The organism is Paenibacillus sp. FSL H3-0302 (assembly GCF_037982245.1).
In the GTDB taxonomy this organism is placed as follows: domain Bacteria; phylum Bacillota; class Bacilli; order Paenibacillales; family Paenibacillaceae; genus Paenibacillus_AQ; species Paenibacillus_AQ odorifer.
On the sequence record NZ_CP150284.1, the window covers coordinates 6,670,112 to 6,691,641 of the forward strand.

Here is a 21,530-nt window from a genome sequence, read left to right on the forward strand (position 1 = left end):
CCTTCAGAGCAGCGTTTCGGACTCCAGCGCCACTATTCATTAAAAAGAGGGGCATATTCGATGTTTTTTATGCCAATAGCGTCAGTGGGGTCCGTTAGAATTACAAATGTGGTAAAAAGCTGCGTTAACGGTCAGCTGTGTCCGATAGCAGAGCAGATTATAGTTACTTCGTTCGCACAACTTCACTCGAGTTGTCCGAAGTTGGAGGTCTAGCTCATGAATCGCTAGCCAGTATCAATTGCATCAACGCTAATAAACGCTCCAAGTTAACAGGCTTACTGAGATAATCTGTTGCCCCAGCCTGTAGGATTTTAGCCTTATCTTCCTTCATCGCTTTTGCAGTCAGTGCAATGATGGGAATATCCTTCTTCGCGGGCATTTGTCTGATCCGATTGATTGCCTCATACCCGTTCATCACTGGCATCATAATATCCATAAGAACGATATCTATAGAAGCCGCTTGCTCCAGTTCATACAGGCCGCTCTCTCCGTTAGTAGCTGTAGTTACATGCAGCCCGCGCTTTCTTAAAGTATTTGATAAAGCGAACAAATTCCGTTCATCATCATCCACGATAAGTACATGCTTTTGATTTAGAGAAGTGAAGTCAGTACGTATATCCTCAGCCGTTGTAGCGGAAAGTACCACTCCACTCCCGATCTCTTGAATAACAGTCGCTTGATCAGCCACTTCCTCAAGGCTTGGAGCCTCAAGCTGCAAAGGCAAATACACTGTAAAGACACTGCCCACACCCTCTTGGCTCTCCAGCGTAATTCTACCACCAAGTAAGGTTGCCAGCTCTCTGGATATGGATAAACCAAGCCCAGTTCCCCCATATTGACGTTCTGTATTTCCATTCGCCTGTTGAAATGCTTCGAAGATGATGGACTGTTTGTCTTCTGCAATCCCAATTCCAGTATCCTTGATGGCGAAGGCAATAAATACCCCAACACCCAAATCTGCCAAATCCAGCAGCTCGTCCTTAGTTGCTAAACGGATTTCCAGAGTGACTGCACCTTCCGCTGTAAACTTAAACGCATTGGACAGCAGATTTATAATAATTTGCCGCACCCTTTGAGCATCCGAATAAAACAACGGGGGTAAGTCCTCTCCTAGCTGTATGTGCAAAGGAATCTCTTTTTTATGAGCAAGCTGGCTGAAGTTCTGAGTCATCGCCTCCGGAATCTCCGATATATTTATCGCTTCAATTTCAATATTCAGCTTCCCCGCCTCAACCTTGGACAAATCCAGAATGTCATTAATCAACGCCAACAGATCTTGTCCCGAAGAATGAATAGCTTTTGAGAATTCAATATCCTCTTCACTTAAGGCTCCCGACTGGTTCTCCATAAGAAATTCCGAGAGCAGCAAAATGCCGTTAAGCGGAGTTCGCAGTTCATGAGACATATTAGCCAGAAACTCCGACTTATATTGTGAGCTTTGCTGCAATAACTCTGCATATTGACTAAGCTCCGTTCGTGCTTTTTCTGCCTCAACTGACTTTTGTTCTGCAAGCAGATTCTTATCTTCCAGCTTTCTATTCGTTGCATGCAGCGTCTCTGTCTGGATCTGCAGCTCCTCTGACTGAGTTTGTAGTTCTTCCGTATATACTTGAAGCTCTTCGTTAAGACGTTGAGATTGCTCCAGCAGCTGATCGATTCTCATACTGCTAATCGTGCTGTTAATGGCAGAGCCAAACGCATTCGAAATAGATTTCAAAAACCTAATCTGCAGTTCCGTAAGTGGAGCAAAGGAGGCGATTTCCACCACAGCAACTACCTCACCTGAAAAAGAAATTGGCAGCAGCAACAGCGACTTCGGTACAGAGGCGCCTAGCCCGGACTCAATACTGATATAACACTCCGGCAGCTCCTGTACATGCATCAGACGTGCCTCTTTAGCACATTGTCCAACTAGTCCTTCACCGATATAGAAGGTCTGCGAATCCGGGAAATTGCTGTTTCCGGCAAAAGTAGAGACTCTTTTTAAAAAGTCCTGCTCATGTTCTTGTGTCCGCACATATAAGGAACCATATGGGTAATCAATAACTTCTGCTGTTTTGCCAAGAAAAACGTCCCCCAGTTTCGGGATTTGTGTTATACCCTGATACCTAGCCAATAAATCGTTTGCGTTATCCTGAATCCATATCCGCTCTTGTTGCATGTCTATCAGATGATTCGTTGCTATGCTCAGATCTCTAATTTCATCATTTGTGGTAATCTCTATCCTTGTCTTCTTATCCTCGATAGAATCTAAACCCACAATCGTATGGGTAACTTTATGAATCGTACTAACGATGGCGCGTGAATTGATCCATGAGGCAATTATGGAAGTAACAGCTATAAATGCCCAAGCAATATAAAGAAGCTCAAGCAGAAATTTATTCTTGTCTGCTTGTCTAGCTATCAGGCTGTTAGTGTTCTCATTCATCGTCTCGCGGTAAGCGCTGATTTGATTACGAATCCGGTCCATTTGATCTTTGCCATCGTCTGAATTGAAGTATCTTAGGATCTCAGCTTCCTGTCCCTCTTTTTTTAACTGGATCAAATAATCACCAGATTGCTTGATCCACTGTTTAATATCACTTTCGATACCCACAAGTCGCTGAAGCTGAAAGGAATCATTAGCAGTCAGCACGTAAAGCTTATCATAATTAGCTTCCCATTCAGCCTTACCCAAATTGTAGGGCTCCAGATACTTGTTATCGCCAGTGATGACATATCCACGTTGGCCCGTTTCCATATCTAAAACATTCTTTTCGATCAGATTAGCCAAATTAGTAATCTCTCGGTCCTGATGAGAAATAAAGCTGGTCTCCCGCTGCAGCTCATTAATTCTTCCATGCATGACAAAAACAAATCCTAATAGACAGATCACGATTAAAACTGTAATTGACAGTATTTTATACTGCAATGTAAATCGGCGTTTGTTCACAACTAGCCCCCGTCCTGTCTTCTAACTATAAACCCCTTCCTATTCTACATCATTACAAAGGATTACTTGAACTACGGCTTTAATTATTCTTCTATGTAAGTTTTGGCTGTGGCTAATTTAAACAATTTCAGCAGGGTTGAAACACTTGTTTATCCCGGAATAAAAAAAAACCCACAAGTGCCTTTCACCTTGAAGGGTTACCTAAATATCTAACTTAGCAAATACAAGTTTTCTTCTTCACACCAAGCTTCCCAGCCTGTTCAACCTTAGCGATATAATCAACAGCCATGGGAACTTTACAAGCGGTTTGTCCCATGTTCACCTGGACCTTACCTATACCTGCTGCGATCTTTGCTGTCTCCTCATGCAGTTCTGTGATACTGCTGCCCACCATAATTACGAAAGTATTCATCGTATAACGGACACGATTTCGCTCCTGATGAATAGTAGCACCCACTTGTTGTAACAACTCCCTAATCTCAGCAATGTCCAGCTTATCATCCGGTGTAATTGAAATGTAATTGGCATAAGTGCTCCAGCCGCAAATAGCTATTAGTTCATCTGAGGAACGAATCCACTCTCTCGCAAGTTCCAATCCATATGGACTCTCTGCGGCGAGAGGGGATACTATATATTCCACTACCGCATGCCAGTTGGCCGCCGAAGCCCAGCTTTGAAGCTCTTCCTTCGTCATAGTCTTAGGATTGACCGTTAGCCCAGCCAAATACATTGCATCGTAATTGCCTGTCTGATACAAAGCCCTTGCCAGACTCTGATCTTTTTTCACATCCTTAACCAGCTTCTTCATATCCCCTACCTTTACTCCAAATAAAGGTTCCACTGCGCCATGTCGTAAGAAGGTATGTTTCGTCTGCTCTGTACCCATCTCCTCAAGCTTGCTCATCACTTCATCAACAGTCAGATTCATTAGGACACTCCTTTATCTTCAATGTTCTTATCCCTTTACTGTTTCTCTTATGATCGGTTCACGACCTAACGTAACTCTGTTCTTCCCTGTATTCTTAGAGTGATATAACGCTTCATCCGCTTCCCGATATAAATCTTCGAAAGTCACCTCTCTACGCTCCGTAAAAGAGATTCCGATACTTGCGGTAAGATGAATGCTATCCTGTTCATTCAAGATTATCGTGTAATCACTCATCATTGTACGAAAATCCTCTGCTTCTTTTAAGGCTGCACGTTTATCTTCAGCGAAAAAGCATACAGCAAATTCCTCGCCACCTACTCTTCCAGCAATACCTTTATTCTGGTATACCTGAAGGATTTTATTCGAGAAATCAACTAACGCCTGATCGCCCGCTAAATGACCATAAGTATCATTAATTAATTTAAAATCATCGATGTCAAATAACAGCAGAGCCAACCCTAATCCATCCGGGATCGTTTGATTCTGGACCCTTTGCATGAAATGCCTGCGATTATAAAGCCCTGTCAGATCGTCAACCGTTGCCTGATAGACCAGTTCACGCTCATATCGCTTTTTCTCACTATGATCACTAAACACAATAAGCATACCCTTATTCTCTGTTGCCGCATGTTCCGTAGCAATTAAAGAAACCCCATAATAGAGCTCCTCTGCGCCAGAACAAACTACCTCAAACTGTCCTTCCGTCCTCTGATTGTAATGAGCTGCAATGTCTTTGTGAGATTTCATAAAAAGATCAATGTTTTTTCCCATCCAGTTATCGTTCGCTATTCGGGTAATGTCGTATAAAATAGCAGTCGCCGCATCGTTTATGCCAATGATATTATCATAACGGTCAGTCAGAACTACCCCGTCTTTCATGTGCTCTAGAATTTTGTTTTTGGTTAGAGGGAAGATGGTTAATTTGGAGCTAACAAAAAGTGCGAAATAAGCCGCTATAATCGCAGGCAAATAAGTAAACGCCGTAAAACCTGTAATGGTAATCTTCAAGAGGGGAAGTAAAAAGACGGAAATAACCGGAACCAGCAAACCCGCCAACAGCAGGACATTAGTCCGCAAATAAACTCTCGGGGTATTCAGTAGGGAAACTGCAAGCAAGCAGACTGCATATAGCCCAAAAAGCTGATCATACGCAATAAAAGCCATACTAAGGAGCGTAGGCTTTACAGCAATTCCACTAACACCCGCGACCGTCAGGACGGACACTTCACTGCGCATCAGATGATAATAGCTATCCGTAAAAATAAGAAGTACATCCATAACAATAGGGATAGAGAAGATGGCAAGCTTCACGGGCAGGCGCCCTGTGGAAGGAGATACGTATTCTTTTACCACAGCATAAGTAAAGAGCGCACTAAAAAAAAGCGGAGCCTGCTGTACATTCTTCCACCACAGCTTAGACTGAAAAGAGGGTGACATAATCTCTCCCGCCGTTGCAACAAATATAAGGCTGACTAACAGCATTAAGATCCACAAATAGCGTCTCCCTGCTAACTTACGGTGCCGATAGGAGCTGACGCCCATGTACAGACTTAGAACACTGCCCATTAATAAGTAATACGGATATCCCTGAATCCATGGCATGCCATATTTCTCCTATTTTTCAAGTCGCTCCTATCATTATAGCCTAATCCTTGGTACAAATGAATCAACAATAACAGCACATCTTATGCTTTAAATTTCACCCGATTGGAGAACATATATTTTCTGGCTAAATCCTTAAATGTTATTTTATCTTGTGCCGATTCAAAGAAACGTTTAGGGATAATCAGCGCTCTCTGTGTGGACACAAAAAACACAAACAAGTTCGTAGTTTCACCTATCTTATGTATCTCTTCCCACTTCACTTGCCCAGTGCCCGCTTCGGAAAGATAAGATATGCCTTCATCTGAAATCGTATAATTTTGCGGTTGCTGAATTAGGTTATCTGTTTTGAACGCCTTTTTCGATTTTTTGATCAAGCTTGCCTTGGTCATATACCATAAGACAGCGGCAAGAATTATAGCAGTCACAGCCAGGATTGAGATGCTTTGAGTACTGTAATCCTTAGTAATTAATAACAAAATCATAAAGTAAGCGACTACGCTAAAAGAGTTGAGTATAATCCGGCTATTCAAGCTGAACCATAAGTTAAACTCCTGAACGTCTTCACTCTTTAGGACTGTATCTACTTTTATTACATTTTCCATCACTGATCGCTCCCTCGACGCCATGTATATTTTTAAATTCATCTCATTTTAACATGCCTGAACACAAAAAAGGGACATCCCCGAAGCGATTGCTTCTACATGGGTTGTCCCTCTTCAATCCGTAAGGATTCTTATTTCTTTTGTGCAAGACGTTGTTTGAACTTATCAACACGGCCGCCTTGTTCTGTATCTCTTTGTTTACCAGTGTAAAATGGGTGGGATGCGGAACTTGCGTCCACACGGAGCACTGGGTAAGTGTTGCCGTCTTCCCATTCCATAGTTTCATTGGATGATTTAGTAGATGCACTCAAGAACTTGAAGCCTACGCTTGCATCCAAGAAAATCACTTGGTTGTACTTAGGATGTATGCCTTCTCTCATTCTGATCGTCCTCCTTCTGAATAAATTCGTGGAGCCTTTATGGTAAATTATCCAAATGATCTGTAGGTTTATATATAGAATAACCTAATAAACGTAGGAAAATTCGTAAATCTTACGATTTAGACCACCGCTCCATCATACGCTTATTTAGAGCACAAAGCAACTAATATTCAAATTACTAATTTTTCCATAACCTTTCAAAGCCTACCCATAACGCCGGAGGTTAGAGCGATTTCACCATTCCTCCATCGACTAAAAGAGATTGTCCCGTAACATAAGTATTCGCAAAAGAGCCTAGAAAAACAGCAGCCTTGCCGAATTCTTCGGGCGTGCCCAATCTTCCTAACGGGATTTGCAGCAGCGCTTCCTCTTGAATCTGCTCCATAGGGATCCCCTCTGCTTGTGCACGTTTGCCGTCTAGTTGAAGAATCCGGTCGGTTGCAATACGCCCTGGTGCGATCGTATTAATTAAAATGCGATCCGCAGCCAGCTCAGTAGCCAAGCTCTTGGTCAAGGCATACACGCCAGCGCGAAAAACATTGGAAAGAATTAACCCCTCAATAGGCTGCTTGATAGAAATCGAGCTTATATTAACGATTCGCCCTGCCCCAGAAGAGCGCAGATGCGGCAGTGATTCACGGATCAAACGAATGGTACTCATCAGTGTGAGCTCAAACCCCTGGTTCCAATCCGCGTCTTCCATATCATCGAAACCTCCGCCATGAGGCCCCCCCGCATTGGTCACTACAATATCAAGCCCACCGTTTAGGGCTACAGCCGTTTGAATAGCATGTACGATATCCTCTGGGACAGTCACATCCATCTGAACCATGTTCACCTGCTGTCCTGTGGCTGCCTGAATCTCTTTCTGTGCGTCTACAAGCTGCTCCATACTCCTGCTGGCGATCATTACCTTCGCTCCCTCACGGGCGTACTCCAGCGCAGTTGCGAGTCCTAATCCTTTACTTGCTGCGGCTACAAAAACTGATTTCCCACGAAGTCCCAAGTCCATCATTAATGCCTCCTTCTTAATTAAACTCCCAACAGCTAAGACTTAAATTACCATACTGATAACTTCGGTGCAGCAGCTTCGCTTCCTTCCCTTTATCGCCAGCTCCCATAGCTATTATCAAGGGGATAAAGTGCTCACTAGTCGGCACTGCATCAACGCCATAAGGAGCAAGCTCCTGATAGTTAAATAGCGACTCTGTATCCCAAGCTTCCAACCTGTGCTGCAGCCAGTCATCGAATGTCTCCGCCCATTTCTCGACGTTCTCCATTCCCCACTTCACGCTACGCAAATTATGGACGGTTCCACCGCTGCCAATAATCATAATATCCTGCTCACGCAGCTCAGATAAAGCCTTACCCATTAAATATTGCTGTTCATTGGACAGCTCTCGATTAACTGACAAAGACACGACAGGAATATCTGCATTCGGATAGATTAATTTAAGAATAGCCCAAGCTCCGTGATCTAGTCCACGCTCTGTATTTAATTTGCTGACAATCCCATTCTTGTGGAACAGAGACATAATTTGCTGTGCAACCTCATTGTCCCCTTTGGCAGGATAAGTCATTCGATACATCTCATCTGGGAAGCCATAGAAATCATAGATGGTGTCGAAAGTCTCCATAACTCCAACCGATTGTGTGTGTTCTTCGAAATGTGCAGAAAATACAACAATCGCTTTCGGTTTGACATTCCTCTCAGCGAGCTCCCCAAGAAATTTCGTATATGCATTGTTATCAAGTACCAGAGAAGGAGCACCATGGGCAATAAAGTAAGAAGGTATCATAGTTTATCACTCCCTAAGTTCTGCCGTAACCAAGCGATCAGGTCCTGCTGATTCTGCGGTAATACACCATGATCCGAAGGATAAGTTTTAAAGGTTAATAATGGGGTTAGACCTTCGAAATAAGCGGCTGTTTCTGTCCCCACTGAAATTGGAAATACAGAATCATATTCACCATGCGAGATGAAGACCGATAACTCCTGCACACTCTTCAGCTCATAATCCGTCTTCACAAACCCCGGAACATAACCGTTCAGCGCTACAATTCCCCGAAGCAAATTCCCCATTGTAAGCGCGAGAGTCATGGACAAAATGGCTCCTTGACTGAAGCCAAGCAGATAACGGTGTTTAGCATCTATAGGGTATTTGTCGGTGGCGTATTCGATAAACTGCTGCAATTGCGATACAGCCTGATCAAACTGCTCGCGGATGGGATGACCTAGACTTTTGAGATCATAATATTGAAATCCTGCCCCTAAAATCATATTTCCCCGAATCCCGATAATAATAAACTCTTCAGACAAGGACTCAACAAGCCCGAACATATTCTTCTCATTGGAACCTTTGCCATGCAAGGTGAAGATAACCGGATAAACCCGATTCTCATCGTAACCGGAAGGTAGACTGACATCATATATATAAGGTGCCTTCATAACTAAACACTCCTTCAAAATATTTGTAATACAAAAATAATATTTGTAAAGATAATATTATAAACCTCTAGCTAGTATGTCAATTAATAATTTGTTAATATAAAAATATATTTGCTATTACTAATATCAAAAGGGGCTTTACTAATGAATATAGGTTCAAACATTCGTACAATCCGTAAAAGAAAACATATTACGATTGCCCAAATCTGTGAAACTACTGGCCTGTCACAAGGTTTTATGAGCCAGGTTGAGACTAATAAGACCTCTCCTTCGATTGCAACCCTTAGCCTGATTGCGGATGCGCTGAACGTTCCATTGGCTTATTTGCTGTTAAAAAAGGAAGAGCGGATGCAGGTGGTACGCTCCAAGGAGCGGCAAATCACCAGTAGCGGAAGTGATAAACTGCAAGTTGAGCATTTAAGCTCGGCAGGTGGTGTACGAATGGTGCTTGTCCATTTCCCTCCGGGCACTTCTACGGGTGAAACTCCGCAGGCGCACGAAGGCAAAGAGGTCCATTTAGTAATAAAAGGTGAGGTTTATGCGGAGCAAGGTGAAGATTTCGGGATGTTCCAAGCGGGGGATTCCTTTAGCTGGAATGCCTGTGTGCCACATCTGGTCATAAATAAAGGCGATGAGCCGGCAAGCGTGCTCATCGCCATCCATACAGAGGCTGATAGTGAAACCGTTGATTTTTAAGCTGGCCTACACGTCGTACTCCAGCTGTTTTTTGGCCTGAACAATGAAATCCAGCGGATTCTCAATCGTGCCGGCTTGGTATTCGACCGCCCCAATCTTAAGACCCAGGCTGACCTTATATTTTCTGGAGAAATTATTGTCATTCAACTCCTGAAGCTTGAGCTTAATCCGCTCGATCACAATCTTCGCCCCATCGCTGTCCGTGAACAGCAGCAGGCCCCATGTTGCTTCATCCTTATCTAGCAGATAGAGTGCATCATTGGTACGAATACTCGCCTGACTAAGCTGAGACACGTCATAGATAGCTTCTGCCAGCTGATCTTCAGGAATGATCCGTCTGATCTCTTTCCAATACTTCACCTTCACCACTAGCAGGGTGAGCGGAATCTGATAGCGGGTCGAAATGCTTGTAAATAATGTAGCATCCGTCTGAAAAGAAATACTGTTCCGCAAATTTGTGTTTTCATCTACGATAGCCATATTGGCAGTCTTTTTGCGTAGCTGCTCATTCTCCACCTGCAAATCACGGCTGCTTAAAGTGAATACCCATAGAACGACCGTTAATAGCGGAGTCATAATTAACCAGAAATAAGTATTCAGGCTAATCGTTTCCCCCAGCGTTATCGTCTGGTACATCGTGTAGAATCCGTAAGCAAAGATAAATACCAGATTCAAGACCAGACCCGCAGTGACCGTCGTAAAATACGTAACAATGGCCAGAATAAAAGCCACCGTTAAAATGATAATATTCTGGAGGTAATCATCCGGTGCACCCGCAATAAAGACGATACAGAGGAACGATAACACCAGGAATGATAAGAGAGCGATGTCCGACACTAAGCTGCGATTACGTCTCACGCTTATCACCACGTTTCTTCATGTGTTTGCGAAGCAGCAGGATCAGCGATAGAACTACCAGCGTCAGCACCAGTAAAATCACGATGATAAAACTGAGTACATCCGACCGTTCCATTATTTTCTGGGCCACAGAGTCCTCGGCTGCTCCAGTGATCGTTTTGAAGCGGTGTGCGCTGACATTACCGTCTTTATCAACGATTGCGCCATCGCCAAATACCTTCCATTTATCCCGCTCTGTAGCGAGCAGCTTCGATCCTAAGTAATACTCTTCCGAGCTGACCCCCGTAACCGCGAGCAATGCACGTCCCGCCTCAAATGGCGAATCAATCAGCTGCAGTGTTCCGATTCGTGCGCCGTATTGCTCTTCAATACTCATTTTCTCATTGGAGCGAATTGTGGTTCCATCTCCGTTATATTGAAAATAAAGCTTAGCATTCTGATCACGGATCACCTTATTATTCTTATAAGCACCAATAGCGATGATATTATTATTTTTCAAATGATCGGCGTTGACGGTATCGGTATAGAACTGGATATTCCCTATATTTCCGCTGGCATATTTACCAAGCAGATTAAAGATATTCGATACACTTAAATAGGCGTAATCATCCATTTGTTCGGGCAGTACAACCGCCACATGATTATAGATCCCATCCCGGATGAACGGATATGGATAGTTATTAAATAAGAGATCCGTGCGATCCTTCGTATTCAGCTGCATTACAGAATCTTTACTGATATAAGCCCACGGCATTTGGTCCCGATCGATAATACATCTGGCTCCTTCGATCTCCAAATCAAAAGCCACTGTCACCGAGAAATTTCCGGAGATATTCAAGTTCTGAGGCACCGAGAGATTAAGAATATCGCCATTCGCCAGTTCCTTAGTCAGCTTCTTACTGCCAATCGGAGTATTGTTGATGCTCACGGTAACCAATGAACGAGTAAAATCCAAATTCTGTGCATAACGGAAATCCAATCTGATTTTACCGGAATCGGCAATCGAGCGGTTCGCTGGCAATGAAATAAAATACGTCTGCTCCTGATGATGTGCCCCGGTCAGTTTATCACCTGTCTCAGTGAACGTGATGTTAGAGCTAATCGAAAGCGCAGGTGCTGATACTTCTGTAGCATCCGTTACTGTTTTTAGATCACTGGTGATCTGCCCGATCAGCTCTGGATTAGCAATCAAGCGACCTGCTTTAATCAGCAAGTTCTCATCCTTCGAGGTTACAACCAAGGTGGGCTGGGTATCCTTATTCACTAGCTGGAGCAGCGCGTGCGTACCCAAATCTTCAGTGGAGCTTAGCTGAGCTTTCAGTTCGCTTGGTACTCTGTCATACATAGCTACCAGTACAACTGCGGCCTTATTCTGCACAGTGTCTGCCCGGTAGGGAAGCAAGGGAATAGTCTCATCATTTAACGTAATCCCCTTAACAAACCCGGAGAGAGCATAAGTGGCTGCTTCCATTTCTGCCGCCGTGCTTTTGTCCGGTACAGTCAGAATACTCTGATTCTTTGTTAAGGTATCTATCCCGGCGAATCGCTCGCTGAAGTCACTGATCCCTCCACTCAAGGGCTTTGCGGTATAAATCACGTTAACACTGGACGTATTGAACAGATGTAGCCAATTATCCGACGTTTCATCGACCGAACAAAAGAGGTCATCTTGACGATCTGTCTTCAAATAGCCCTGAATGCCCAGCGTATTCGTCCCTTTTTTCAGAAACCCCTTGGGCGCCGCGAGGGTCAACAGCTGTTCGCCGTTGTCTTGTAGTGACGGACGAAACGTATAGAACGGGCTGCCGTTTAGCGTTAAGGTAACACTAGAAATCTGCTCTTCGGTAATTTGTGAAATTTGAAAATGCAGTTTGATCTTTACTTGATCCACATTCCAATAATCCAGAACCTCAAAATATTGCTGCTGGGCACTCGAACCTGTTAAGGACGAGTCCGTTCCCGTAAATGAGGTTGTGTAAGTGGACTTATGATCCTGCGGCAACGTCTCTGCGGCAGCAGGATGGATTGGAATTAACAAAAGGGAGAGGCAGGTTAACAGTATAACCAGCTGTTTTTTTATCTTCATGTTCTGTTTCTCCTGTGATTACATTTTTCTCATATGACTTTTTGGTGCCTCGTTAGTAGCGCTCCGTCTTATACCATTTGGCTTCTCTTTTGAAGATGAGGTCTTTCAGATATAGATATAATCCGTTAGCCGCGACAACCATCCACAGCTGGCAATAAGACACATACATCAACATTACAATCCCTAGATTGGACAAGCTCATCTCGCCCTTTTCTGTCGTTAGCGTGATGAAGGTCCCCACAACGAAAAGAATAATAGCGAGCAGCCATAAGAAATTACTAAGACCTGCAATAGTAGTATGCACATAACCCAAAGCATGCAGAATCAGCAGCACATCCGAGGTGATTAACGACAGCAGCAGTAAGAAGTAAATGGATAGAAAATAAAGAATATCGAACCGCACCTTTGCGGCCGATTTATTGAACAGCAGCGGAATATTTTTGACAATGACATAAATATTGCCCTTCGCCCAGCGGGTTCGCTGCTTGAACCAGACCTTCAGGGTCTGTGGTTCCTGCTCCCACGTGACGGATTTCGGCTGGAACTTGATTTGGTAACCCATCATATAAATCCGGAAGCTGATTTCTGTATCCTCGGCTATCGCTTTAACATCCCAACCACCGATGCTTTCCACAATTGACCTGCGCATAATGAAATTGGTTCCCGGAATAGTGCAAAGCTTGAACAGCTTCCAGCGTCCCGCTTGAGCCATCCATTGAAAGGATAAGGTCTCAATATTAATGAACCGGGTCAGTAAACTTGCATCACGATTACGGGTCCGGAACTTCCCAATCACCGCACCGAGGCTGGAATCATGCATGATCTCAGCAACCAGATAACGCAAAGCTGTTTTCTCCGGAGTATTGTCGGCATCATAAATGGCGATTAGCTCCCCTTTACAGCTGGTAAAGCCTATATTCAAGGCATTGGATTTGCCTTTGCCTCCTGTAACTGCATCCGTATTAATGACTACCAGCTGACGCCCCGGATTTCGGGATTGTATGCCCGCAAGCAGCTCGGCACTGTTATCAGAGGAGTTATCATTAATCACAATAATCTCATACCGATCTTGCGGATAATCCAGCGCCAGCAGAGATTCAACCGTCTTACAAATCACTACCCCCTCATTGTGAGCGGGAACCATAATTGAAACAAAAGGATATTCGCCCTCTATCTCTGGTATATCCTCATTTTCGGATTTAATGTAATATAGATAGCCCGCGATAATGAGGGTCACATTCACCAGCAGCAGAGACCAAATACAGATCACCGCAATCACCATCAGCACGTCTGAAATCGTCATAGGGTCCTCCAAATCACGATTAGTTGTCTCATTTCAAAAACTTTCTGCGATATAACCGGTATCCGATCATCAACAATCCGCCAAACAGCAGCAGAGAAATCATGATCACAACAATAAAAAATTGATTCTGAATATTAAAAAGTCGGGTGAAGCTCTTTTGCTGCTCCTCTGTGTAGCGATAATCGCTATCCACTGTTTCCGGTGTATAGTCCAGGCTTAGAGGTTGTCCATTAATAGAAATCATTCCATCTAATGAGGAGATTGTGTTCTGATCAGTAACGACCTGATGCTCTTCTTGCTTATAATCGGCAAAAGAAACCCAATTCCGTTCCAGACTTTGCAGCATTTCTTCAAGCTGACGCTCATCCTCGGGCATGTCGACGGTGATTACAGTATCCATCGGCAAATGCGGTATCACTTTATTGGATGTATGCAAAGCTTGAAGAAATTCCAGCGGAACGCTATATAAAGAGGATGGAAAGGATTTAGAGGTGTCGCTCTGCTCCATATAATCAATCTGTTCATCTGGATATAACACCACAGAATCAAAAAAGCTCATCCCCGCTTCTGAATACTCTTTGTCATACGACCAATGCATTTCCGCTCCGACTCCAAGCGGCCCAAGCCCGTTTTCGGCCAACAGATTGATGAAATCATTCATCTTTCCTTTAAGCGTATGGTCACCGGAGCTTATCGTTGGCATCACCACTGGGGCATTGACCAGAATGCTTCCATTGCTGGATTGCACACTTTTCATAGCCACTAAATAACGCTGCATGGCCGGATAGTCGGTATTGCTGAACACAGGCCGCACACTTGCAAGAAACGGAATCCCCAGTTGATACAGCCGCTCACCCGTTTCTGCCAGCAGTCGCAGATCGGAGAAAGGATAGATTTCTTTGATCGCAAGGTACATTTTAGGAGCAGCAGCAGTGATATGTAGCCAATCCTTCAGAACATACGCCATTCCTAGCGTACTGATATTCCCTTGTTCAAAATATGGGGCATATGTATCATTCCCCTTACTCACAGCGTACGGTGCTTGCAGACCCTCCTCCGCAAAAGAGAGTTTCCCAAAGGATTTGACCGCCTGACTCGCTACAATATAAGGCATATCCTGCACCTTAGCTTGAATTCCGGAGAACTGTCCAATTTCGAGCTCAGCACTCCCGTCATAGATCACATCAGTGGTTAGCTGTAACGCCTTCGTTAGACTAGCGGGTGGGTTGTACCCGATATGCAAATACTGCCCCTGATAATGCTCCCAATCCTCTATGTAGGATTTATTCGTGATCGAAATATCCGCTTCGTTACGGACCATGATCACTCTGGAGTAATTTTTCAGCATCCCCTGCTCGTATTGATCTAGGCTTCGAAGTGTAACCTTTGTCGAGTAAGCTGCCAGCAGACGTTGAAGTTCAGTCACATTTCCATCCTTAGAGGTCCCCTTGGCAAGGCTATCATAGAGCAGTAAGACTTGTTGTGGCGATGCAGCAGATTGAACAGGAGTGGCGGGAAGCAATAGGATGGTTAAACTCAGCGTCAGCAGCAATATACAGTATAAGATCCCTCTGCGCTTCAAACACTCACATCCTTTTGAGGCTTTGTAAATGGACTAGACATGGTGGGGCTCTCGTTAACCGGCTTTTTGCGATTTTTGGAGAATCTGCGTCCGATCACACTAGATACTGTCAGAAAGGTCACCAAATCAAAAGATAAAGTGAACAAGAATTCATGCTTGGAAATGTCGGCATCACCGGCACCGATAATCGATACAAAAATGCCTGAAAGACCAATGCCTATCGTAGCGACAATCAATACCATCCGCTGCAATCCTCTAAAATTGCGTGCCTTAATGGCTGTTACAAAGGAAGGCATATACAGACCGATGACAAGCACTGTCCAAAGGAAGATAAAACCTATCGTTCGTGGTGCTAAAGCTTTTTTCAGCTGACTGTATCCAGTAAAAAAGTGACTCTGTGCTCGAAATTCCTTCCCAACAGATTGCTCGTAATTGCCCATCGCCGCTGGTTTAATCGAGAATGCACTTTGAGCAGCTACATTAAGAATCGAGTTAAGCTGATCCGGATTCGATATATAGTATTTAAGGATCGAAACAAATCCGTAACGACTGTAAAAGTTCTCTTGGAGGATCGGCGAATTCACATCAATAGTTCCGTATTTCTCGTAGTAAATGCTATTTTTCAAGATGGCATATTGTTCATCAATATCGAATGACTTCAATGCCTTCTCCGGATCGGAGGAATCCTTCAGCACCCCTCGGGTCATGGCATGGAACTGGTTAATATTCACGAATTCATCCGAGATATTCAAATAAGTGAACACACCTGCGAACAGGATCAAGGCAAGGGAAACCAGGGTCAGAATACGAAAGATCTTATCCCTGCGAATCCAAAGGATTGAACACCCCAGAACCGCAATGATTATACCCACTGGCGCATTTTGCTGTTTGGAAGTAGTCAGGATGATCGTACTGATCAAGAACAGGGCCAGCAGCACATAGTCATTGTATCTTTTTTGATATAACAACAACCAAGCTGCGAACATAGTAATCATCGTGATCATCACGACGCTCTCGCCGTAAAAGGAGTTGAAATAAGCGGTATACCCGGTATCTCCAAATATAAAAATAGCAATACCTGCAGTGACCCATCCCTGCTTGCGGGTCATCCCCCATGTAATAGCCTCTATTAATAAGTAGATCGCCGCAGCATATAAAATCGTGTAAATGACTGCTTGAAACCGGATATCGAAAACCTCGCTGCTAAAAAACAGCTTATTAAGTCCAATGGCCAGCTGAATAAATAGGGACTGTGAAGAAAATAATGTCGCGCCATTCTCATTAAAATATTGAAAGATTCCATATTGCTTTACAAAATAACCAAAGTATTGCTCGTCATAATCCGGCAGATTGAAATAAATTCCGTTACTATAGATGCTGCGAAAAAAATCACCATTATCCGCCATTCCGACATACGGGGCGGTAAATAAGGCGATGATGGTTATAAGCAACACTCCAACAGCAGTGATAAAAGCCGGGGACAATGGCAACGGTAGGTTAGCGAGTGTCATCCCCTGCCTCAGAGGTGATTTCACCGTGTTGTTTATCATGCAGATTCACCTTCGTTACTATAGGTTTAAATTAATAGACATAGGCCAATGCTGCCATCAGATTGTCAAAGGAATAGGCTTGGCCACTAGCTACATCGCCGAAGCCTCCATACAGTGAGCTGCCGGCATCGGTTATTCTGAACTCGTTCATTCTTTCAATGCTTTTGCGATAGAGTGCATCGTCTCCGATCTCGGCACCAATCATAGCCGTAATGGCGTAAATGGCTGTTGAGCGAATATCGTTAAGCGGCTTTCCCTCACGCGAATATTGTCCATATAATGTGCCAGCCTCGACCTGCTGCTTGATAAAATTAATGCTGGAGGATTTCTGCTGGTCTACCTCTGCCAAAGCCAGAATAGACAGTAGCGATTCTACTGTATTGATATTCTCCGAACTATAGGTTCCACTCTCATAATTAAACCTTGTTTCATAGAAGGGAAACTCATCTGATAAATATCCATCTTTCAGAATAACGCTCATATTATTCAACAAAAAGTCACGAGATTCTCCAGAAACCGACAATTTTTGCATTGTACCTAAATCAATATAACATAAAGTAACGAATGTGTTGGTTTTTTTGTAATTTTCATCATAGAAGTCATACATATATCCATTTTTTACATTATAGTTATAAAACCTCTCACCATACTTAGCCGCTCCTTCTGTATATTGTTTATCTCTAAACGTATCCCCCGCTTCATAAAGCGCACGAATGATACGTAAGTCATCAACGGCAGCATTCACAGGATATAATTTCTGCTGTTTAGGGCTATATCGGTAGCTAAAACCACCCTTCATATCAAAGGTTTGCTTAGCCAGCGCCCATTCTTCTGTAAATCGCTCTTTCTCACCACTCCGTACGGCTGCCAGCATCCTCAGAGAGGCAGACTCACTTAGAATCTCATGGCCGCTTGCTGCTTCTCCGGATTGCTCTGTTTCAATTAAATTCGTATAAACACCGGACGAGCCGGTAAGCTTCGTAACAATAAATTGCTCTAAAGCATCCAATTCCTGTGAAGGGTCCCCCATATCATTATTAGCCGAACCCGTAGGATTCGGTGGCTCTGTTGTATGAACATTTGCGGAGGGCGAGGGTGTTGATGCCGGTATTGCTGTTTGCTCACATGCTGTTAATGCTGTAAAACCTGTAAGTACCACTACAGCAACAGCTATCTCTTTCCTCAAAAAATCACCTCCCTAAGCATCTGCTTATATTGCCTAGTATTATCTATAACGGTAATATACATCACATCCTTAATCCAAATGTTAAATTTATGAAACCATTAGATGAAAAAAAGAGGCATCCACACGCCTTCTGACGAGCAGATCCTCCTTTTTCTGTCATCTACTTACTTTATTCCATACGTTCCCAAAAACGATGGGCAGTAATGGCTGCAACGAAGCTAGCCGCGAAAACTTCCCCACCATCGCCTATTATGACTCCCGGACTGCTTCTATGTTCATCTGTTGCAAGCAGCTCAGCAAGTATTGTCGTCATCGCGATAGGTTTAAAATGTGCATAGGCTTGGTTGAGGAATAACGCTGCATCTTTATGGAATTTCTTGCGTTCCGCATTTCCACCAGCCGCATAAATCGCATCGAAGAGCACCGAATCTGTAGTGGACAAGGTATGGATGACTTCAAGCTCTGTGCCGCTTGAGCCTTTAATAAATCCAAGCTTATCACTGATTAGCTCCGGTTGTATCCCAGCTCCCATAAGCGTGTCCAACACAGGCATTACCGCAGCTTCATCAAAACCATCTCCGATAATCACGCCTACTTTCCGCGTGTTGGGATGTTTTTTCGTATTAGCCTGACTTAAGGCAGGGGAAGCTTGAGTGACCTCGGAACCGCCAACTTCTGGAGCCGCTACTCCAATGGCTTCTGCCACAGGTACAGCAAGCTCGGAGGTAATGTTAGCAAGCATATTTACGACCTGCTGTCGGACCGACTTACTCTTAACCTTTCCAAGCTCAAAAGAATAAGCTTCGATAATATGCAATTGTTCCGGAGGGCTCATACTATTCCAGAATAACTTGGCTTGTGAAAAATGATCCTCAAAGCTTTTACTCCGGCTGCGTACCTTACGGCCCTCAACCTTTTCTTGATAATGCACATAACCGCCTTCAGCCTCTGGGACAGGTCTCGGCGTATTTTGGGCCAGAGAATTATTATGATAACTCACAGTGCCCTGATTAATCGTCTGCCGCCCATATCCGTCACGCTGGTTGTTGTGGAAAGGACACACCGGTCTATTAATCGGCAATTCATGAAAGTTAGGACCCCCAAGCCGAATCAGCTGGGTATCCGTATAAGAGAACAATCTGCCCTGAAGTAGGGGGTCATTGGTGAAATCAATCCCTGGCACTACATGTCCGGGGTGGAAAGCCACCTGCTCCGTTTCGGCAAAAACATTATCCACGTTGCGGTTCAAGGTCATTTTCCCAACGATCTGCACGGGCACGTCTTCCTCTGGCCATAGCTTTGTAGGGTCCAGCACATCGAAATCAAACTTGAATTCGTCTTCTTCACTAAGAAGCTGAATGCCCAGCTCGTATTCCGGAAAGTTGCCGGCTTCAATCGATTCCCATAAATCACGGCGGTGAAAGTCAGGATCCGCTCCGGATATTTTCTGTGCTTCATCCCACACCAAAGAATGTACACCAAGTACTGGTTTCCAATGAAATTTAACAAAATGCGCTTTCCCCTGTTCATTGATCAGACGGAAGGTGTGAACTGCAAACCCTTCCATCATCCGGAAGCTGCGTGGAATGGCGCGGTCAGACATCAGCCACATCGCCATATGGGCCGATTCCTGATTATTGGCGATGAAATCCCAGAAGGTATCATGGGCTGATGCTGCCTGAGGCATTTCATTATGCGGCTCCGGCTTAAGCGCATGCACTAGATCAGGGAATTTAATCGCATCCTGTATAAAAAAGACCGGCATATTATTGCCTACCAAATCATAATTGCCTTCTTCGGTATAAAATTTGGTCGAGAAGCCCCGGGCATCCCGCACAGTTTCGGCTGAACCCCGTGATCCTGCTACCGTTGAGAACCGGACAAACACCGGGGTCTTCACGGACGGATCTTGAAGGAATTTCGCCTTCGTATATTCTTTCAACGATTTATATACTTCAAACTCCCCGTGGGCGGCAAATCCGCGTGCATGCACGATCCGCTCAGGAATCCGCTCGTGATCGAAATGGGTCATTTTTTCCCGAAAATGAAAATCCTCCAGCAAGGTTGGCCCCCGGTCACCGGCTTTTAGGGAGAACTCATCCTCGGACACTTTCAATCCCTGATTGGTTGTTAAAGCGTGACCTTCGTCCTTACTGCGAAACTGTTCCAGTTGCTCATTTTTGCTATTTCCGTTCACTTTTTGCTGTTCACTCATTAACAATGGCTCCTTCCGAAAGGTAGAGTAACGATAATATTCATCTCTTACCCTTAAGGAAGGAACGGCAAACAAAAAGAAGCGGAATTCCGAGAAGCCATTCTCCCGAAAATCCGCTTTACTCGCTTATCACTGACCTAACCTTTAATTCTCCGATACGTCTCTTCATCCGAAACAATATATAATCTAGCCTCTTTAGGAATAGGCTGGTCCAGCTTGCGATTGATGCTAAGGTCACTACGATCCGAGAGTAAAGTTGCACCTTGAAGGAGCAATTCCTGAAACGCCTGCCCATAGGTCTTCCATGCACTATTCACTGGAATCTCATAAATATCATCCCCATACTGGCGGCTCAGCAGCTGCGTAATCACCTCTGAATTCCCCTCTTGCAGAGCGGATCGGACAGCCAATCTAGAAATGGCATCATGCGACAGAACGAATTCATTGACCTGAACATGCCTGAAATTCTGTATATTCTTCTCCTGCATAATTTCTACGGTAGTATGTACTTGTGGCGCTATGCGCTCAATGCTGGAGGCGATAAGCAGAGATTTCCCGTCAATTAGCGATGCTTCATCAATCCGTGTGTCTCCGAACACAATGGCTGCCCTGGCTTCGTGTATGTTAGCTTTAAGGAGAATCTCATCGCTGGAAGCATCACCGCTTACAAAGTGGACCTGTTCCATATGCTCCAGCGGATGCCGTCCTATCTCATCAATGATGACGATATGACATTTAGGTGAATAGCATAACACCTCATCTACCGCAGCTTGCGCTTTCTTACTCCAATTGATTAATATCACATGATCCTTTCCCCGGAAGCTCAAAGTTCCTGCTCCTCTCCTTCTCTGCACCTCTGCAATAGAGTCAATGACCTTGCCAATAACCAAGCTGAGAAGACCAATCCCAAAAATATATAGAAACATGGTGAATAGCTTACCAACTACCGTCTCGGCAAAATAATCCCCATACCCAACGGTAGCCATCGTTGTCATAACCCAATAGAAGGCATTAAACCAGTTGTGGAATGTACTCGGTTCAAGCAGGTAAGCTATCGATGCGCTAAGAATTATAAAGATCAAAATAATCAGACCGATCGACCGTTTGCGTAAACGCATCATCCTGGTGGATATTCTCAGAAAAAAATGCATCTGCCAT

Annotated in this window: 17 protein-coding genes; 1 reads left to right on the forward strand and 16 read right to left on the reverse strand. The window is 44.2% G+C overall.

The annotated features are described in order from the left end of the window. Window positions 1-214: 214 nt before the first annotated feature. The 8 genes from MHH50_RS29650 to MHH50_RS29685 all read right to left on the reverse strand — a co-directional run bounded on the left by MHH50_RS29650 (window position 215) and on the right by MHH50_RS29685 (window position 8,896). Window positions 215-2,932: a CHASE3 domain-containing protein gene (locus tag MHH50_RS29650; protein WP_340033795.1), complete on the reverse strand. Its 2,718-nt coding sequence runs from the start codon at window positions 2,930-2,932 to the stop codon at window positions 215-217. A gap of 214 nt (window positions 2,933-3,146) precedes the next feature. Further along, a complete protein-coding gene (locus tag MHH50_RS29655; protein WP_076218263.1) occupies window positions 3,147-3,854 on the reverse strand; it encodes a DNA alkylation repair protein in 708 nt (235 codons plus the stop codon). Window positions 3,855-3,887: 33 nt separating this feature from the next. Then, a complete protein-coding gene (locus MHH50_RS29660) occupies window positions 3,888-5,462 on the reverse strand; it encodes a diguanylate cyclase (protein ID WP_076282163.1) in 1,575 nt (524 codons plus the stop codon). Between the two features lie 83 nt (window positions 5,463-5,545). Then, window positions 5,546-6,067, reverse strand: a complete 522-nt coding sequence (locus MHH50_RS29665) for a YcxB family protein (protein ID WP_076124082.1) — start codon at window positions 6,065-6,067, stop codon at window positions 5,546-5,548. A gap of 131 nt (window positions 6,068-6,198) precedes the next feature. Beyond that, window positions 6,199-6,447, reverse strand: a complete 249-nt coding sequence (locus MHH50_RS29670) for a type B 50S ribosomal protein L31 (RefSeq protein ID WP_036682161.1) — start codon at window positions 6,445-6,447, stop codon at window positions 6,199-6,201. 223 nt (window positions 6,448-6,670) lie between these two features. After that, window positions 6,671-7,459: an SDR family oxidoreductase gene (locus tag MHH50_RS29675; protein ID WP_076278266.1), complete on the reverse strand. Its 789-nt coding sequence runs from the start codon at window positions 7,457-7,459 to the stop codon at window positions 6,671-6,673. Between the two features lie 16 nt (window positions 7,460-7,475). Then, window positions 7,476-8,246, reverse strand: a complete 771-nt coding sequence (locus MHH50_RS29680; protein ID WP_076309975.1) for a class III extradiol ring-cleavage dioxygenase — start codon at window positions 8,244-8,246, stop codon at window positions 7,476-7,478. Further along, on the reverse strand, window positions 8,243-8,896 hold the full coding sequence (locus tag MHH50_RS29685) for an alpha/beta hydrolase-fold protein (RefSeq protein WP_076191656.1): 654 nt from the start codon (window positions 8,894-8,896) through the stop codon (window positions 8,243-8,245). Before MHH50_RS29685 ends, MHH50_RS29680 begins: the two co-directional genes overlap by 4 nt. A gap of 144 nt (window positions 8,897-9,040) precedes the next feature. On the opposite strand from MHH50_RS29685, the gene MHH50_RS29690 reads away from it, so the two are divergent. Next, on the forward strand, window positions 9,041-9,592 hold the full coding sequence (locus MHH50_RS29690) for a helix-turn-helix transcriptional regulator (RefSeq protein ID WP_076191653.1): 552 nt from the start codon (window positions 9,041-9,043) through the stop codon (window positions 9,590-9,592). A gap of 6 nt (window positions 9,593-9,598) precedes the next feature. On the opposite strand, the gene MHH50_RS29695 is transcribed toward MHH50_RS29690, so the two are convergent. The 8 genes from MHH50_RS29695 to MHH50_RS29730 form a co-directional block, all read right to left on the reverse strand. Then, window positions 9,599-10,450 (reverse strand): diguanylate cyclase, encoded by an 852-nt coding sequence (locus MHH50_RS29695; protein ID WP_036682174.1) that lies wholly within the window; start codon window positions 10,448-10,450, stop codon window positions 9,599-9,601. Next, entirely contained in the window at window positions 10,440-12,536 is a 2,097-nt protein-coding gene (locus tag MHH50_RS29700; protein WP_081390530.1) for a cellulose biosynthesis cyclic di-GMP-binding regulatory protein BcsB, read from the reverse strand. The genes MHH50_RS29695 and MHH50_RS29700 overlap by 11 nt, the downstream gene beginning before the upstream one ends. 52 nt (window positions 12,537-12,588) lie before the next feature. Continuing rightward, window positions 12,589-13,839: a glycosyltransferase family 2 protein gene (locus tag MHH50_RS29705; protein ID WP_036682179.1), complete on the reverse strand. Its 1,251-nt coding sequence runs from the start codon at window positions 13,837-13,839 to the stop codon at window positions 12,589-12,591. A 28-nt stretch (window positions 13,840-13,867) separates the two neighbouring features. After that, window positions 13,868-15,421 carry a hypothetical protein gene (locus tag MHH50_RS29710; RefSeq protein WP_340033797.1) on the reverse strand — a complete coding sequence of 518 codons (1,554 nt, stop codon included), beginning with the start codon at window positions 15,419-15,421 and terminating at the stop codon, window positions 13,868-13,870. Further along, window positions 15,418-16,971 carry a hypothetical protein gene (locus MHH50_RS29715; RefSeq protein ID WP_076124090.1) on the reverse strand — a complete coding sequence of 518 codons (1,554 nt, stop codon included), beginning with the start codon at window positions 16,969-16,971 and terminating at the stop codon, window positions 15,418-15,420. The genes MHH50_RS29710 and MHH50_RS29715 overlap by 4 nt, the downstream gene beginning before the upstream one ends. A 31-nt stretch (window positions 16,972-17,002) precedes the next feature. Next, window positions 17,003-18,157: a glycosyl hydrolase family 8 gene (locus tag MHH50_RS29720; protein WP_340033798.1), complete on the reverse strand. Its 1,155-nt coding sequence runs from the start codon at window positions 18,155-18,157 to the stop codon at window positions 17,003-17,005. A gap of 169 nt (window positions 18,158-18,326) precedes the next feature. Then, complete coding sequence (locus MHH50_RS29725; protein ID WP_076278262.1) at window positions 18,327-20,372, reverse strand: catalase; 2,046 nt, start codon at window positions 20,370-20,372, stop codon at window positions 18,327-18,329. A 137-nt stretch (window positions 20,373-20,509) separates the two neighbouring features. Beyond that, on the reverse strand, window positions 20,510-21,493 hold the full coding sequence (locus tag MHH50_RS29730; RefSeq protein ID WP_339281506.1) for an ion channel: 984 nt from the start codon (window positions 21,491-21,493) through the stop codon (window positions 20,510-20,512). Window positions 21,494-21,530 lie beyond the last annotated feature (37 nt).

Bases quoted from the DNA above. Each gene is read 5' to 3' on its own strand.
- MHH50_RS29670 (WP_036682161.1), bottom strand. From the start codon at position 6,447: ATGAGAGAAGGCATACATCCTAAGTACAACCAAGTGATTTTCTTGGAT.
- MHH50_RS29700 (WP_081390530.1), bottom strand. From the start codon at position 12,536: ATGAAGATAAAAAAACAGCTGGTTATACTGTTAACCTGCCTCTCCCTT.
- MHH50_RS29690 (WP_076191653.1), top strand. From the start codon at position 9,041: ATGAATATAGGTTCAAACATTCGTACAATCCGTAAAAGAAAACATATT.
- MHH50_RS29715 (WP_076124090.1), bottom strand. From the start codon at position 16,971: ATGATAAACAACACGGTGAAATCACCTCTGAGGCAGGGGATGACACTC.
- MHH50_RS29705 (WP_036682179.1), bottom strand. From the start codon at position 13,839: ATGACGATTTCAGACGTGCTGATGGTGATTGCGGTGATCTGTATTTGG.
- MHH50_RS29675 (WP_076278266.1), bottom strand. From the start codon at position 7,459: ATGGACTTGGGACTTCGTGGGAAATCAGTTTTTGTAGCCGCAGCAAGT.
- MHH50_RS29665 (WP_076124082.1), bottom strand. From the start codon at position 6,067: ATGGAAAATGTAATAAAAGTAGATACAGTCCTAAAGAGTGAAGACGTT.
- MHH50_RS29680 (WP_076309975.1), bottom strand. From the start codon at position 8,246: ATGATACCTTCTTACTTTATTGCCCATGGTGCTCCTTCTCTGGTACTT.
- MHH50_RS29725 (WP_076278262.1), bottom strand. From the start codon at position 20,372: ATGAGTGAACAGCAAAAAGTGAACGGAAATAGCAAAAATGAGCAACTG.
- MHH50_RS29685 (WP_076191656.1), bottom strand. From the start codon at position 8,896: ATGAAGGCACCTTATATATATGATGTCAGTCTACCTTCCGGTTACGAT.
- MHH50_RS29660 (WP_076282163.1), bottom strand. From the start codon at position 5,462: ATGCCATGGATTCAGGGATATCCGTATTACTTATTAATGGGCAGTGTT.
- MHH50_RS29730 (WP_339281506.1), bottom strand. From the start codon at position 21,493: ATGATGCGTTTACGCAAACGGTCGATCGGTCTGATTATTTTGATCTTT.